Genomic DNA, 13,322 nt, shown 5'->3' with positions numbered 1-13,322 from the left:
AGCCTCAGCGAGTCTTCGCCGCCAGCATCTGCGCGGCGAACTCGAGCAGGTCCTCCTTGGACGGCTCGCCCCACGTGTCGATCGCCAGCCATCGCGAGAAGGCCGCCTCGGCCGCGCGCGTGGGCTTGGTCTTCACCTGCAACGCTCCCAGTGCCTGCTGGCAGTTGTACCGCTCGACCAGCTGGCGCTGTTCGTCAGCGTCGAGCTCTCGGTAGTACGCCTGAGCCTCTCTTGCCCGGTGGGAGCGAAGCTGGGTGGCCAGGTCCTCGCTCGGCGAAGTGGTCTGCTCCGGCGCGATGGCGATTTCCGCCGGACGCGCGTAGCCCGTGTGCAGGGCGTGCCGGAAGTAGGCGCCTGGATTGCTCAGCGGCTCACGCTTCGTGTCAGCCATGCGATCACGCGTGTACTGCAACGCGCCCTTCAGCTTGGCCTCGCCGTACATCTTGGCCAGGCGGCGCGCGTCGCCCTGCGGCACGCCGATCTGCACCATCTCGCCGACGATGTGCATGGTCTCAGGTGTCAGACTGTCGGTAGCCTCAGCCTTCGGCCGGATGGTGAACGCGATCGTCGAGACGAAACGCCCGACGTAGTTCATGCGCATCTCGACCTGGTGGTTCGACTCGCTGTTGATCTCGCGGATCGCGGGAGCCAGGACCTTGGCCTTGAAATACTTGAACTCGTTGTACGTCTTCGAGTCGGCCGACTGGCCCAGCAGGATGTCGCGCAGCGTCTGCCAAGGCACCTCTGACGTCGCGCCGACGCGCTCGAAGCGAACGCAGTGTTCCCAGAGCGCGAGAGATGCGGTGCGCCGGAATCGACGCACGACGGCCATATCGATGAGCGCGTAGACCTCGGGCTTGACGATCAGCGGCAGCAGCTCGGGGTTGACCTGGAAGCGCACGACGCCGGCGCCGGGAGGGATCTTCACGTTGGGGAAGAGACTGGCAGCCTCCCAGCCGCGGCGCTTGGTCACCGGAGTCACAACGTCCCACTCGAAGACCAAGCCCATGAGGGCGCGCAGCGCGGACTTCAGGTGCGCGAAGTCCTTGGAGTCGAAGCCGGCCATCTGGGCCAGCGGGCTGATGCCGATCTCGTACCAAGCATCGTCGCGAGGGCCGACGTTGACGACTTGCCGGAGCAGGCAGTTCCCAACCTTCCGGCTGAGCAAGGACAGGCCCTGACGCGGAAGCGCGTGGACGATCTCGACAGCTTTCTTGTAGGGATCAGCTTCGTCCTCAGAGGCGAAAAGACTGGCCTGCCCTCTCTGGGGCATGGCACTCGAACGTGACATGACAGGTAACCGCGGCAAGACAAGGAAGTCACTCATTCTGGGTGCCGATGTCACCCGTCGATCGACGGAAAAGAGGGGCTTCCTTTCCAGGCCGCCTTTGTGTGTTTCAAGGAACTTTGAACACTTTCAATACCTTTGCGCTCAGCGAAGCAAGCAATAGCGCGGGCTAGCGGCCGATCGGGTGCCTGGCTGCGGGGCTGCAGGTGCTCGCCGGCGGGGCGCCAGGTGTGTGGACTCGGGGTGCTGGGTGACGGCCGGCGGGTCGGCAGGTGTGTGGACTCGGGGTGAGGTGACCACGCGCGGTGAAGCGGTCACCTCACGGCATGGCGGGCTCAGGTGACAGGATCCAGGGCAGCTCGCTGGTGACCAAGCACGGGGTCACGAGGCCTGCAAGCCGGTACCAGCGCTGCGACCGACTATGCGGCTGCCGAGCCATAGCGGCGAAGCCGAACGATTGCAACGTTGTCGCTTCGAGGCACAAGGTATGTGATCGCGGTTCGCCACTGGCTCATTTCAGTAGGGCCGACCGAACGCCTGCACATCACTAGCTAAATCGCTTGTCACCGCGCGATCCGAGCAACACGATGTGGTCGTGAGGCTCAGCGATCATCAAAAGGGAGTGCTAGTCATGGGAGCTATCAATCGTCATGACGCCGCGGTCGCAACGGTTCACCCTGCTTGGGAGATTCTTGATGAAGCCTCACAGGTGCTCGTGCGTGCTGAGTCCCTGGTGCGACTGATCGGATGCGCCAGTGATGTAGAGCAGCACCATGCGTTCGGCGCGGACATTGCGTGCGATCTTCTCGGGGATCTGAAGGAAATGCTTGCCGCCGCTCAGGGCCAGATCCGACCGCGCAGCCCACGAGCGAAAAGAAAAAGGGCCCCCGCGTCATAGACGTGGGAGCCCTGTGGGTTCAGAAGGTCGCGATCAGATGAACGCGGCTTCCTTGCCGGCGGCCGCGGGGGCGCGCTGGCCTTGGCGGTTCGGCTCGGAGATCAGCAGCGAGATGTACATCTCGCCGTTCGACTCGGCCTTGCGCTTCCAGCCGACGATGCGCAGCTCGCGGTTCGGGCCGACCGAGCCGGTGTAGTCCGGGCTCTCGGCGCTCTTCTTCTCCTTCTCGGGGAAGAGCGCGCCGTTCAGGCCGCCGATCGACAGGCTGTAGTAGGCCAGGCCGTCCTTGTCCTTGGTCCAGGCGGCGGCGTCCAGGCGCAGCTTCGGGCCGTCCTTCTCGCCGTCCAGCGAGAACTCGACGAAGCCTTCCAGCTTCGGGGCGTTCTGCTTGGTCGACTGGTTGACGTAGAACGCGCCGTTGCCGTCCTTGAGGGTGATGTTGAGGGACATGGAATGTTTCCTTTTCAGTTGGGTTGGGTTGAAGTACCAGGTCGTCTTGCGAGGCGTCCTGATACCCGGATATGAACCACGTCGGCGTGTAAGACGAAGCTCTTGTTCCGGTTGCACAAGCAACAACTGAAGTATATCAGGTAGTGATACGGCGGATGTATCGCTTCGATTCACTCTGTCTGATGACTCTCCACGGCGGGCGGCGCAGCGCGCCAGTCAGGGCCGAAGGTAGCTTCGGCGTAGGCGGTGCGGATGTACTCCCAGATCATCGGGGCCCTGTACTGCTTCTGGTCGAACCGACGCAGCATGGCCGGCGTGAGCAAGCCCTTCTCTGCCAGCGTGGCGCGCGCACTGGCGGCATAGGACTCGAGCTCGTCCACCGACAGGTTGTCGAGCGCCGCATTCAGCTGAGCGCGGCGGTCCGCCATCCACTGGTCCTGGCGCTCTTGCTCCTGCTGGTTGCGCGAGCGAGGCGGCTTTCGCACCGCCGAGGTCTCCTCTGCGGGCTCATCCAGAAGAGGAGATTCCAGCGCTTCGTTGCGTAGGGCCTTCTGAAGGTAGCCGTACGGCAAGCGAATCGGCGAGCCGGGCATCGAGCGGTTGCGCGCGACCATAGCTTCGAGCGCCTTCCTCACCTTCTGCTCGCTGTAGTCTTCGACCAGGCGGTCGAGCTGGCGCTCGCGCAGGCCCAGACTCTCGGCCAGTTCCACGAGGCTGAGGTCGATCGGCGCGACGACCTTCACCGAAGGCTTGCGGCGCACAGAGAACTGCACCTCTACCGTGGTCTTGCCGCGCAGCACTTCAATCAGCTCGACGTTCAGGCTCGTCTTCTGGTTGATCTCGGCCAGCGCCGGCTTCAGCGACTCGTTCTTGAACTTGCGCCACTCTCGAACCTTCGAGCGCTCCTCTGGCTCGCCGCGCAGCGCGCGCACCCAGAAGACCGGTGCGGCACGGTTGGTCAGGCCGCCAGGCACGTCCTTGTAGCGCGAGCAGATCTCGAATAGTGCGACGCTCGCATAGTGCGACAGCTGCGACATCTCCTGGATGTCGACCTGTGCCCACCGAACAGGATGGACAACCGTCTCCCGGATGGTCGGCGGGAAGTACCAGGTGAGCCACTGCTCGCCGCCGCGGCGCGTGAACCTCGCCTCCGACAACAGGCTGAAGACGCGACACTCTGCCGACTCCGGCGGATCAGGCAGGCCAGCGATCGTCACCTGGGTGTTCGCCTGCTCTTCATCGCTGCGTGACAACGGGAACCATCGGACCAGCGTGGTGCACATCTGCTCGATGTACCCGCGCACGCGGCCCGAGTCGCGTGTGGTGCCGCCGTACCCCTTGACGATCTCGCTCATCGGCGCCGTGTAGCCGCCATCCTCGTCCTCGCGCATGTTCTGCGCGATGAAGATCATCAGGTTGTAGGCCATCCGGGCCGTGCGCGTTAGCGCCTCGGTTTGTGGCGCGATCGCCAGAGTGGTGACAGACTTCCTGAGCGTCAGAGGGCTGACGGACGGGTCTGTTGAAGGGGCCGCGGACATCTGGCAAGTCTACGTCCAAGTGTCATTGGACGATAGCGGGCGAGCCCGCTGCGGGCGCCGCTTTCCGACCGGCGGCGTCTGTACTGGGCACAACGAATCGGCTCTGAGCGCCCTACCCCCGCGGAATCCGGACGATGGCGGTGCTTGCCGGGTGCTGGAGGTCCGCGAAATCCGGACGATGGCGAGGCGCGGCCAGGTGACTCAGGGTCCGCAAAACCCGGACGATCACGTGGCTCGAGCCGGGCAACGGGTCCGCGGGATCCGGACGATGCCGCGGTGCAGCGCGGCGCGATCCTCGCACGAGGGAGAGACGGGGGACTCTTCGCTCGCCTCCGCGGAATCCGGACGATGGGGAAGCAGGTGAGCATCGGCAAGCGCCTCCAGACCAGCTCGAGCACCGAGATCTGGCCTGTGGATAAGTGCTGGATAAGGGTCCGCGGGATCCGGACGTTGTCCAGAAGGGGCTGGACGATCGGTTCGCAATCCACAGACGCCGGTTCGCAGATGCCGGACGGGTCCTTCGCGTTACCCGGACGCAAAGCAGCGTAACCCATTGATAACAAAAGAGTTTTCGCCAACCAAAGTCCTGAATTATTGTGATAGTTAAAGGATCGGGACTGGGTTATCCACGAGGAAGAGCAATCGTCCGGATTTCGCGGAGTTGGAGCGCATCGTCCGGATTTCGCGGAGGTTCATTCAACGACTAGGCAAGGGTATGGAGACTTGGCGAAAGTGGCCAGGTTGCACGAGAATTGCCGAATAGTCAAAGAAGGGACCTCAGCATGGATGGAAAGAGCGACGCAGACACCGCCCTCAGGCTTATCGGGAGGCAGCCCGTAACGCTAGAGGCGTTCGGAAAGATCGCGGAGCGAGCTGGGACGGTCGTTCAGCGAGTGCGCAAGGCAATGCTCGCACCGAACGCGAAGAAGCAGGCACCGACGTTTGGCACAGCGCACATGGCGGCGATCGTCGGCCTGGACCCGAAGCATATCGACTACCGCGCCAAGAAGGGTGACCTCCCGCCTGGCCAGACCGCGAGCCATCGCCGGGCGTTCACCTTGAGCGACGTGAGGGCCTGGTCCCGAGAGCTGCGCAAGAGCAAGCTGCGTCCGGAAGGTGCGGAGGCTGTGACGATCGCTACCGCCAACTTCAAGGGTGGCGTCACGAAGACCACCACCGCGGTGACGCTAGCGCAGGGCCTGGCCATGAGGGGCCACAAGGTGCTGCTGATCGACGCGGATCCGCAAGGGAGCGCCACGTCGCTCTTCGGCTACCTGCCTGACGCCGAGATCGATGAGGACGAGACCATCCTGCCGCTGTGTCGCGGCGCGCGGGACTCGATTGAGTACGCGATTCGCGAGACCTACTGGGAGGGCATCGACCTCGTGCCCGCCGTCTCCGACCTTTTCTCCGCGGAGTTCGATCTGCCTGCGCGACAGATGAACGTGCGCAACTTCCAGTTCTGGAACGTGCTGCACAACGGGATTGATAACGCCAGGTTGAAGTACGACGCGATCATCATTGACACGCCACCTGCCCTGTCCTACCTCACGATCAACGCACTGATGGCGGCCGACGGCATCCTCATGCCGCTGCCGCCCAGCTCCTTGGACTTCCTGTCGAGCACCCAGTTCTGGAGCCTGGTGTCGGTGCTGACCGAGGGGCTGCAGAAGCACGGCGCCGTCAAGCAGTTCGAGTTCATCAACGTCCTGCTTTCGAAGGTTGATCCGGAAGATCTGTCGGCGCCGGTGGTCCGCGAATGGATCACGGCTGCCTATGGCGAGAAGGTGATGCCCGTCGAGGTACCGCTCACCCGCACCGCTGGTTCGGCCTCGGCTGAGTTCGGCACGGTGTATGACCAGCCGCGCAAGCGTGCGACGCAGACCTACGATCGGGTCGTCGAGCACATCGAGGAGCAGATGGGCGTCGCCTGGTTGCGCCAGCTGTCCGGCAACACGATGGGAGAAGCAGCATGAGCTTGAAGGACAAGGCGTCTCGCGTCGATCTGGGCAACCTAGGCGACGAGCCTGCTGACGAGAAGAGTGGGCAAGTGGTGGCGCCTGCCGCGACGCGGCGGTCCGGCGTCGCCGCGATCACGCAGTCGATCACTGCGCACCACAAGGTCCAGGACCTCGAGGCCGAACTCGCGACTTTCAAGGACGGCAACACCGTCGTGAAACTGGACCCGAAGCGGATTCGGCAAAGCCGTTGGAAGAACCGGCACGAACTGTCGTTCCAGACGCCGCGGTACTTGGAGCTCAAGGCTGAGATCGAGACCGCCGGCGAGAACGTGCAGCCGATCAAGGTGCGCGTTGTGGGGCAGGGGGCTGACGGCAAGGACGAGTACGAGATCGTCTACGGTCGTCGGCGGCACCGCGCCTGCCTGGAGCTCGGCCTCTTGGTGAACGCGATCGTCGTGACGAGGATGAGCGAGGAAGAGCTCTTCTCCGAGATGGAGCGAGAGAACCGCAACCGGGAGGATCTGACGCCGTGGGAGCAGGGCGTCATGTACAAGGACGCGCTCGAAGCGGGGCTCTACAGCTCGCAACGGCAACTGGCGGCCAAGCTGGGCGTGAACCAGGCGCTGGTGAGTTCAGCGGTCAAGCTGGCGTCCCTGCCAGAAGCGATCATCGCCGCGTTCCCGTCGCCGCTCGATCTGCAGTTCCGGTGGGCACAGGAGTTGGCTGACGTCTTGGAGAAGGACGCTGTCAAGGTCACCGCTGAAGCGGAGGCGATCGGCAAGATGGCCGAGCGACCGGCGTCGAAGGTGGTGCTCGACCGACTCATCAGCGTTGCCTCGCCCCCTCAAGGGGAGGGCGCTGGGGCTCAGCAGCGCGAACTGAAGGTTGGCGATCGGGTGGTCGGAACACTGCTGCGGGACAAGCGCGGTGGGATTGCCCTGAAGGTCAAAGGAGGCGCGCTGCAGCCGGCCGCAGAAAAGAGGCTCATCGAGTTCATCGAGAAGCTGTTCAAGGACTGAAGCGCGTCTCGGCGGGGCGCAAGGAACGGGGCCAAGGGCCCCGTTTTCATTGGACTGTCGCGGCCAGGTAGAGGAGGCGAGGGCGCCTTCGCGCGGGGTGATTAACGGTTAATCACCGGGGTCTGCGGGCCGCTCAGCGCGACTTGCGAGGCCAGGCGCGTCAGTCGCCGAGAGGGTGATTAACCGTTAATCACCCGGCTCCACCAGGTGCGCCGCGACGCTTCAGCTTGCCGAGTTGCTCGACCATTCGCCGTCGCTCCGTGCGTAGGTAGATCGAGGTGGTGTTCAGGCTCTTGTGCCCCATGGCGTCCTTCACGGCCTCGGCTGCGACACCGTCGGCGAGGGCGGTGTTTGCGAAGAAGTGGCGCATCCAGTGCGTCGACGCAGAGGCAAATGCCTTGGCGTCTTCGGTAGGCAGGCCGTGTTCGGCTGCGTCCTTCTTGCAGAGTTCGAAGAAGCGTTTCAGCGACTTGTAGAGGCCTGAGGGATCGATCGAGCCGTAGCGGTCGGCGTTCCTTGGCGACTCCTCATCAATCACCTTGACCCCATTGGCATCCAGCTTCCAGCGGCGGCCGGCCTTGCGTAAGGCCCCAATGAGCGGACGTAGCGTCCAGTCGGGATCGTCCGCGGCCCGGGGCGCACCGGGCAGGAGAAGAGCTGAGGGGTCGGGTTCCGCGGCGGGCGGTGCCACTGGTTCGGACGAGAGCGCGTCGTCCTCGTGCAGGGTGCGCAACTTGCGCGTATTGCTCGGGTCGAACGCCGTGCCCATCATGTCCATGTCGCGGTGGTGCTGCTCGACCATCTCCCGCACGTCGTCAAACAGCAGCACCTCGCGCAGCTTGTTCCCCTTGCCGAGGACGGTCATGAGCCAGACTTCCTCGCCATCAACCACTTGGCGAGCGATCGACTTGAGGCGCGTGGTGGGGAACTCTGAAAGCCGCAGGCCCGTCGTTGCGCCCAGCTCGAGCACCAAGCGGGTACGGCGGAGGAGGGCGGCGCGCGTGAACTCCTGGTCTGGGTGACCATCGTCGGGGCAGAAGGGCTGCTCCTCGTCGTCGGCGTGCCTCGGGCCGCACGAGGCGTACTCCTCGTCCCACCGGCGCATCACGTACGCCCATTGAGCGTCGGTGAAGGTGCGGTCGATGTTGATGGCTGGGCCGCGGACGGTGAGGCTGCGCAGCACGCCCTCCGCAGCATTGCCCTTGAGGTAGCCGGCCTTCTCGACCATCGCGCTAAGCATCATCGAGATGACGATGAAGTTGCGCTTGCGGCTCGCCGGGGAAAGGGGGCCTCGGAACGGCCGCCAGTCGGGGCCGCCGCGCATGACGAAGCGCTCCTGGACCCAGTCCGCGGGCGGGCGGGTGATGAAGTCCCGGTAGTCCCGCATGTCGCCCTCGGTGAGCGAAGACATCGGCTTGCGCTTCACCAGGACGGCCCAGAGGTAGAAGCGCTCGACGATCGACCCGTAGGAGGCGGAGGTGCGCGGCGAAGTCGCGTATCGAGCCATCCAGTTGAAGATCGCGTCCAAGTCCGTGTCCACGCCCCAGACGTTTACCCCGGGCAACCTGAAGGTGCCATCGCGCCCGCTGAGGTCGGGCGGAACGGCGAGCTGATCGAGCGGGACCATGCCGTAGCGTTTGCTGCCGCGCAGCGCGCGCTCGCGCGCCAGGCGGATCTCGTGCTGTGGCCTTCGAGCCACCTCCTTGAGAGGTCGGCCCAGGGCGTCGGAGAGGGGAGCCAGCCAGGCAGTCAGCCGATCACCGCGCTCCTGACCAAGCCGCGGCACGTGCTCCCACCAGCGGTAGTGGTACAGGTTGACGAAGGTGATCAGGTTGTCCAGCGTGAGCAGAGGCAGGCGCCGGCCATCGACCTCCGTGCCGGCGAGACGGCGCGCCAAGTCTTCCGACAGCCAGGCGCTCAGGGGGTCGGAAAGGGCAGGGGGCTTGGCCAGCGCATGCGCGAGCTCGTTCAGGGCGGCGAGACGGTCCTGGCGCTTGGGCAGGGCAGGGGAGGGCGCGCGGCCGCTCGAGGCCGGCGCCGGCGATGGCGAGGGCAGGGCGGTGGCCGGCATCGGTACCGGCGGCGCGTTCAAACCGAACTCCTCCTCGTACTCGGCCAGCCACTCGGCCTGTGTCTGGAAGTCGACGTCGATGCCGAGGGCCTCGCAGCGCTGCCCGACCCACTCATCCAGGTCGGGGATCGTCCGGACCGGTGCCGCCGCCGACGGCTTCGGCAGGGCAGGGGAGGGCGGTGGCGACGGCGGGATGACGCCGGCAAGCGCGACGTCGGCCCGCGCGGCCAGGCCGCGTTCGGTGGCGGCAAAGCGCATCAGCTTGACGAGTTCGCGCAGGCGCGCAGCGTAGTGCCGCTCATCGCTCGGCCCGCCCTCGAAGGCGAGATACCGCTCCCACGGCTTCTTCAGCGGCTGGTCGGGCAGCTCGATGATCTCCCGGACAAAGCTGAAGTGGTGGTGCCGCAGCTGGTCGGCGGCGATGCGCATCTTCACGCCGGCCGGGCGGCCGCGCTTGCGCTTCGCCGGGGCGTCGCTGGCGTCGCCGGGAGGCTCGGAAGAAGGGTCAAGCACGGCCGAGGCGCTACGGGTTAACCCGCAGTTTGAGAGGGAAGGGCAGGGCGCACCATGGGTGTGAGCGCAGCCGAAAGGGTGGCTGGGATGGCGCCAGTTCGTTGTTCATGCGAGAGAAGCACTCGGGCGGTCCAGCCAGGCCGGACGCTGCTCGCCATCCTTGGCGTCCAGCGGCGCGCGCCGCGGCCAGTCGCGCCAGGCGAACGCGTGCACGTGCTGGAGGTGCTGGAGCACATCGACGGTCGACGGATGCTGCAGGTGGATGCTCAGTCGGACGGTCCCGACGGCATCCCGGTTGTCGCCGATCGCCTCGCAGTCAAGCGTCAGCGTGGCGTCCCGGTAGCCGGGCGAGTTGCCGTAGCTGACCAGCCTGGCGCTGACGTCGTCCTCGTGTCGCAGCACGCCGCGCTCCGGGCCCGGCCGCGGCGATCCGTCGCCGGTGGCGGCCAGCTTGGCCACGTCGCGCACGTTCCAGTCGCGGACCAGCTGCTCGAACTTGGCGCCGCCGTTGGTGAAGTACAGGTGGATCTCCTGGCGGCACAGCCGGGCGTCCATGCGAAGGACGGTCATGCAGTCCTCGAACAGCGCCTCGTCGATCGCGCGCAGGTCCGTCAGGTCGAACGGGAAGCGGGTGCCGTTGTACAGGCCGAGCAGGAAGCGCGCGATGAATCGGCACTGGCCGGCGTCGCCGAGGGCGACCTGGTACAGGCGCTGCAGGGCCTCGAAGCCGGCTTCCTCGAGCTCGACGCGCGATGTTGGTGCGGGCATGGCGGCCGGCTCCTTCAGCGACGCTGGGCGCGCTTGCGCCCCAGGTCGAGCGAGGCATCCACCTCGGTGCGATTGCCGATGTCGACCGCGCCGATGAGGTGCGCCAGTTCGATGCGCACCTGGTCGGCAGTGACGGCGCCGGCGGCCAGGTCGGCCAGCAACGCCGTCAGCAGGTCGTCCAGCCGCTGGTGGTCGCGATCGCGGAGCATGCCGCGCCGCGGGAAGTCGTTCAGATCGTCGGGCATGCGCTCTCCAAGTGCTTGTTGCCGTTCAGAAAGCCCAGGGGTTGGGCAGGCTCGTGGAGCGCGATGCCCCGTTCGGAGATTTTAACCGATGTCCTCATAACACCAGTAATCAGGACACGACTTCAGCGCAATAAATAGCAGAGGGTGAAAACGCCGGGCTGGTTCGCGTGGTGCTCTGCTGCCGATCCGCTGGTCGTTTGGCTGCCACACGTCGACCTGTCCTTCCATTGGCTGCTTAGCGATCAACTACGCCTCGGACCGTGGCGAAAGCGAATCACGGGTTATTTGCTGCGCAGCAAACATGGTCCGAACGCTCGTCGAGCGCCATTGCTTGCGGCCAACGCCTGCAGCACGTCGCGCCAGGAACGGAAAAAGCCGCCCAGGTCGATGTGACCGGGGCGGCTTGAAGGGGTTGCGAAGTGCGCCGAAGCGCGAGCCATCACCAGCGGCGGCGGCTGGCCGTCGGCGCGCGTGCCGACTGGATCAGCCTGGCGAGCGTTTCGTCCTTCGACATGTCGAGTGCGTCCACGCCTTCGGGCAGCGGCCTGGACCAGGAGCCTCCGGGATTGGCGTGGTTGTCGCGCAGGTGCTGGTCGGCAGCTTCTTCGGTTGCAAAGGGGCCGTAGGCGCTGGCGTGGTCGCGCCAGTCCCAGGCGTTTTTGGGCGCGTCGTAGTCCTCGAGCAAGTAGTACCACTTGCCCTTCGCGACTTCGATGAAGGCGCATTCCGAGTTTGTGCTCATGAACATCTCCTTGGTTGAAGCAGGTCTCCAATCGACCTGACCAGAGGAGATGGCTCACACCGCCAGCGAACCGCGCTACCCGGCTTCGATGGCCGGGCGACGACGACTAGGCGGTGGCTGACTACCTCTCGGGCATTTGCCCGGCTGCAAACACGCTCAGCTCATCACTTCAAAGTCGACGCCGCCGCGCCTGTGGCCAGCGCCTGGCCAGCGGCAGCGGGCGAGCGATGGGCGTGGCGCGCGAGCACGGACGTCAGCTGGCCGATGGAGAACGGCTTGGGTAGGAAGTCGTCCATTCCGGCGCTGCGGCACTGGGCAATGTCTTGCGGCTCCGTGTTGGCGGTCATGGCCACCACGGTCGTGCGACCGGAGCCTGGGTTCGAGGACTCGCGCGCGCGCAACTCTCGCACGGCAGAAATCCCGTCGAGCACAGGCATCTGGACATCCATCAGCACGACATCGAACTTGTGCTCCGCCAGCGCGTCGAGGGCCTCCTGGCCATTGCGAGCAATGCTGCAGTCGGCCTCTGCCTGGGCGAGCATTGCCTGGAACACAACCTGGTTGACCTGGTTGTCCTCCGCGATCAGTACGCGCAAGCCTCGAAGCGGCGGCGTCGATTGCGCTCCATCGGAGCCGGTTCGTTGTTCGCCAGTGCTGGTGGAGACGCCGTCGACGGCATCGACCAACGCGCGAATGCTGGTCAGTCGAACGGGCTTGTACAGGAGAACTGCTTCGGGAAGAACGCCAACGACGGCGTCGCAATTCAGCGGCGTGAGGACTGCGACTCGACGGCCGGCTGCGGAATGGCGATCCAGGCACGCCGACAGGTTGGTGATGCCAGCCAACATGGGCGCGTCGACCAGCAACAAGCGACATTCCGACAGTTCCGACTCGTCTGGGATGTGTCCCACCGTCGTTGGGTCGATGCGCAAGTCGCTGAGAAGCGACCGGATGTGCCGCCGCAAGCCCACGTTGGTGGCGGCGAGAATAATGTCGGGGCGAGCTCGAGGCACGCCGGTAGACGCGACCTGATCCGTCGCGATCATCGGCAGCAAGGCGGTAAAGACGCTACCCACGCCCGGGGTGCTGGAGACCTCGATGCGGCCGCCCATCAGGTTGGCCAGCTCCTGGCTGATCACGAGGCCCAGCCCGGTACCGCCGAAGTTGCGCGTCACCGAGACATCGCCTTGACTGAATGCCTTGAACAGCTTGCCGAGCTTTTCTGGCGAGATGCCGATGCCGGTGTCGGACACCTCGATGCGCACCGTACGCGGGTCGCCTTCCTGATGCCGTTCGCTCGGGTCGATGCCGTCGATTGACAGGTGGATGTGCACACCGCCGCGCTCGGTGAACTTGACGGCGTTGCTGACCAGGTTGTTGACGATCTGCCGAATCCGCGTCGGGTCTCCATGCAACGTGCGAGGCACGTCAGGATTGCAGCTCGAGGTCAACTCGATGTCCTTGTTGGCCGCCTGTGCCGCGAAGAGCTCGTTGGACTCGAAGACCAGGGCGCGCAGGTTGATCGGGTGCCGCTCGATCATGACCTTCCCGACGTCGAGCTTCGACCAGTCCAGGATGTCGTTGATCAGCGCCATCAAAGCCCGGGAGCTCTGGGTGAGCAGAGACACCATCTGCGCCTTCTCGCGTTCGCTCAAGCCATTCTTCTGCAGCAGCTCAGCTGCACCGACAACGCCATTCAGCGGCGTTCGGATCTCGTGGCTCATCGTGGCGAGGAACCTGCTCTTCATTGCTCCCACCTCCACGGCGGCTGCATGCTCTCTGACCAAGGCGCGACGCAGCTGGTCACGCCAACGCAGCCCCTGCACCAT

General features: G+C 65.2%; 10 protein-coding genes. 2 read left to right on the top strand and 8 right to left on the bottom strand.

The annotated features are described in order from the left end of the window. Window positions 1-4: 4 nt before the first annotated feature. The 3 genes from MPE_RS19705 to MPE_RS19695 all read right to left on the bottom strand — a co-directional run bounded on the left by MPE_RS19705 (window position 5) and on the right by MPE_RS19695 (window position 4,063). Entirely contained in the window at window positions 5-1,273 is a 1,269-nt protein-coding gene (locus MPE_RS19705) for a replication initiation protein (protein ID WP_259372588.1), read from the bottom strand. Window positions 1,274-2,219: 946 nt separating this feature from the next. After that, complete coding sequence (locus MPE_RS19700; RefSeq protein ID WP_011831475.1) at window positions 2,220-2,636, bottom strand: hypothetical protein; 417 nt, start codon at window positions 2,634-2,636, stop codon at window positions 2,220-2,222. Between the two features lie 170 nt (window positions 2,637-2,806). Beyond that, window positions 2,807-4,063 carry a replication initiation protein gene (locus MPE_RS19695; protein WP_041930350.1) on the bottom strand — a complete coding sequence of 419 codons (1,257 nt, stop codon included), beginning with the start codon at window positions 4,061-4,063 and terminating at the stop codon, window positions 2,807-2,809. Window positions 4,064-4,956: 893 nt separating this feature from the next. On the opposite strand from MPE_RS19695, the gene MPE_RS19685 reads away from it, so the two are divergent. Beyond that, window positions 4,957-6,150: a ParA family protein gene (locus MPE_RS19685; protein WP_011831472.1), complete on the top strand. Its 1,194-nt coding sequence runs from the start codon at window positions 4,957-4,959 to the stop codon at window positions 6,148-6,150. After that, window positions 6,147-7,154 (top strand): ParB/RepB/Spo0J family partition protein, encoded by a 1,008-nt coding sequence (locus MPE_RS19680; protein ID WP_011831471.1) that lies wholly within the window; start codon window positions 6,147-6,149, stop codon window positions 7,152-7,154. The genes MPE_RS19685 and MPE_RS19680 overlap by 4 nt, the downstream gene beginning before the upstream one ends. Before the next feature lie 190 nt (window positions 7,155-7,344). On the opposite strand, the gene MPE_RS19675 is transcribed toward MPE_RS19680, so the two are convergent. The 5 genes from MPE_RS19675 to MPE_RS19650 form a co-directional block, all read right to left on the bottom strand. Then, window positions 7,345-9,654: a site-specific integrase gene (locus MPE_RS19675; RefSeq protein WP_112191199.1), complete on the bottom strand. Its 2,310-nt coding sequence runs from the start codon at window positions 9,652-9,654 to the stop codon at window positions 7,345-7,347. A 189-nt stretch (window positions 9,655-9,843) separates the two neighbouring features. Then, window positions 9,844-10,506, bottom strand: a complete 663-nt coding sequence (locus MPE_RS24455; RefSeq protein WP_011831469.1) for a DUF7673 family protein — start codon at window positions 10,504-10,506, stop codon at window positions 9,844-9,846. Window positions 10,507-10,520: 14 nt separating this feature from the next. Continuing rightward, on the bottom strand, window positions 10,521-10,751 hold the full coding sequence (locus MPE_RS19660; protein ID WP_011831468.1) for a hypothetical protein: 231 nt from the start codon (window positions 10,749-10,751) through the stop codon (window positions 10,521-10,523). Window positions 10,752-11,190: 439 nt separating this feature from the next. Beyond that, window positions 11,191-11,493 carry a hypothetical protein gene (locus MPE_RS19655; RefSeq protein WP_011831467.1) on the bottom strand — a complete coding sequence of 101 codons (303 nt, stop codon included), beginning with the start codon at window positions 11,491-11,493 and terminating at the stop codon, window positions 11,191-11,193. Between the two features lie 164 nt (window positions 11,494-11,657). Then, a complete protein-coding gene (locus MPE_RS19650; RefSeq protein WP_011831466.1) occupies window positions 11,658-13,241 on the bottom strand; it encodes an ATP-binding protein in 1,584 nt (527 codons plus the stop codon). Window positions 13,242-13,322: the final 81 nt, after the last annotated feature.

It is taken from the genome of Methylibium petroleiphilum PM1, from assembly GCF_000015725.1.
In the GTDB taxonomy this organism is placed as follows: Bacteria; Pseudomonadota; Gammaproteobacteria; order Burkholderiales; family Burkholderiaceae_C; genus Methylibium; species Methylibium petroleiphilum.
This window is presented reverse-complemented; position numbering and strand designations above follow the sequence as displayed.

Bases quoted from the DNA above. Each gene is read 5' to 3' on its own strand.
- MPE_RS19675 (WP_112191199.1), bottom strand. From the start codon at position 9,654: ATGCGCATCGCCGCCGACCAGCTGCGGCACCACCACTTCAGCTTTGTC.
- MPE_RS24455 (WP_011831469.1), bottom strand. From the start codon at position 10,506: ATGCCCGCACCAACATCGCGCGTCGAGCTCGAGGAAGCCGGCTTCGAG.
- MPE_RS19705 (WP_259372588.1), bottom strand. From the start codon at position 1,273: ATGCCCCAGAGAGGGCAGGCCAGTCTTTTCGCCTCTGAGGACGAAGCT.
- MPE_RS19700 (WP_011831475.1), bottom strand. From the start codon at position 2,636: ATGTCCCTCAACATCACCCTCAAGGACGGCAACGGCGCGTTCTACGTC.
- MPE_RS19695 (WP_041930350.1), bottom strand. From the start codon at position 4,063: ATGGCCTACAACCTGATGATCTTCATCGCGCAGAACATGCGCGAGGAC.
- MPE_RS19655 (WP_011831467.1), bottom strand. From the start codon at position 11,493: ATGAGCACAAACTCGGAATGCGCCTTCATCGAAGTCGCGAAGGGCAAG.
- MPE_RS19685 (WP_011831472.1), top strand. From the start codon at position 4,957: ATGGATGGAAAGAGCGACGCAGACACCGCCCTCAGGCTTATCGGGAGG.
- MPE_RS19660 (WP_011831468.1), bottom strand. From the start codon at position 10,751: ATGCCCGACGATCTGAACGACTTCCCGCGGCGCGGCATGCTCCGCGAT.
- MPE_RS19680 (WP_011831471.1), top strand. From the start codon at position 6,147: ATGAGCTTGAAGGACAAGGCGTCTCGCGTCGATCTGGGCAACCTAGGC.
- MPE_RS19650 (WP_011831466.1), bottom strand. From the start codon at position 13,241: ATGAAGAGCAGGTTCCTCGCCACGATGAGCCACGAGATCCGAACGCCG.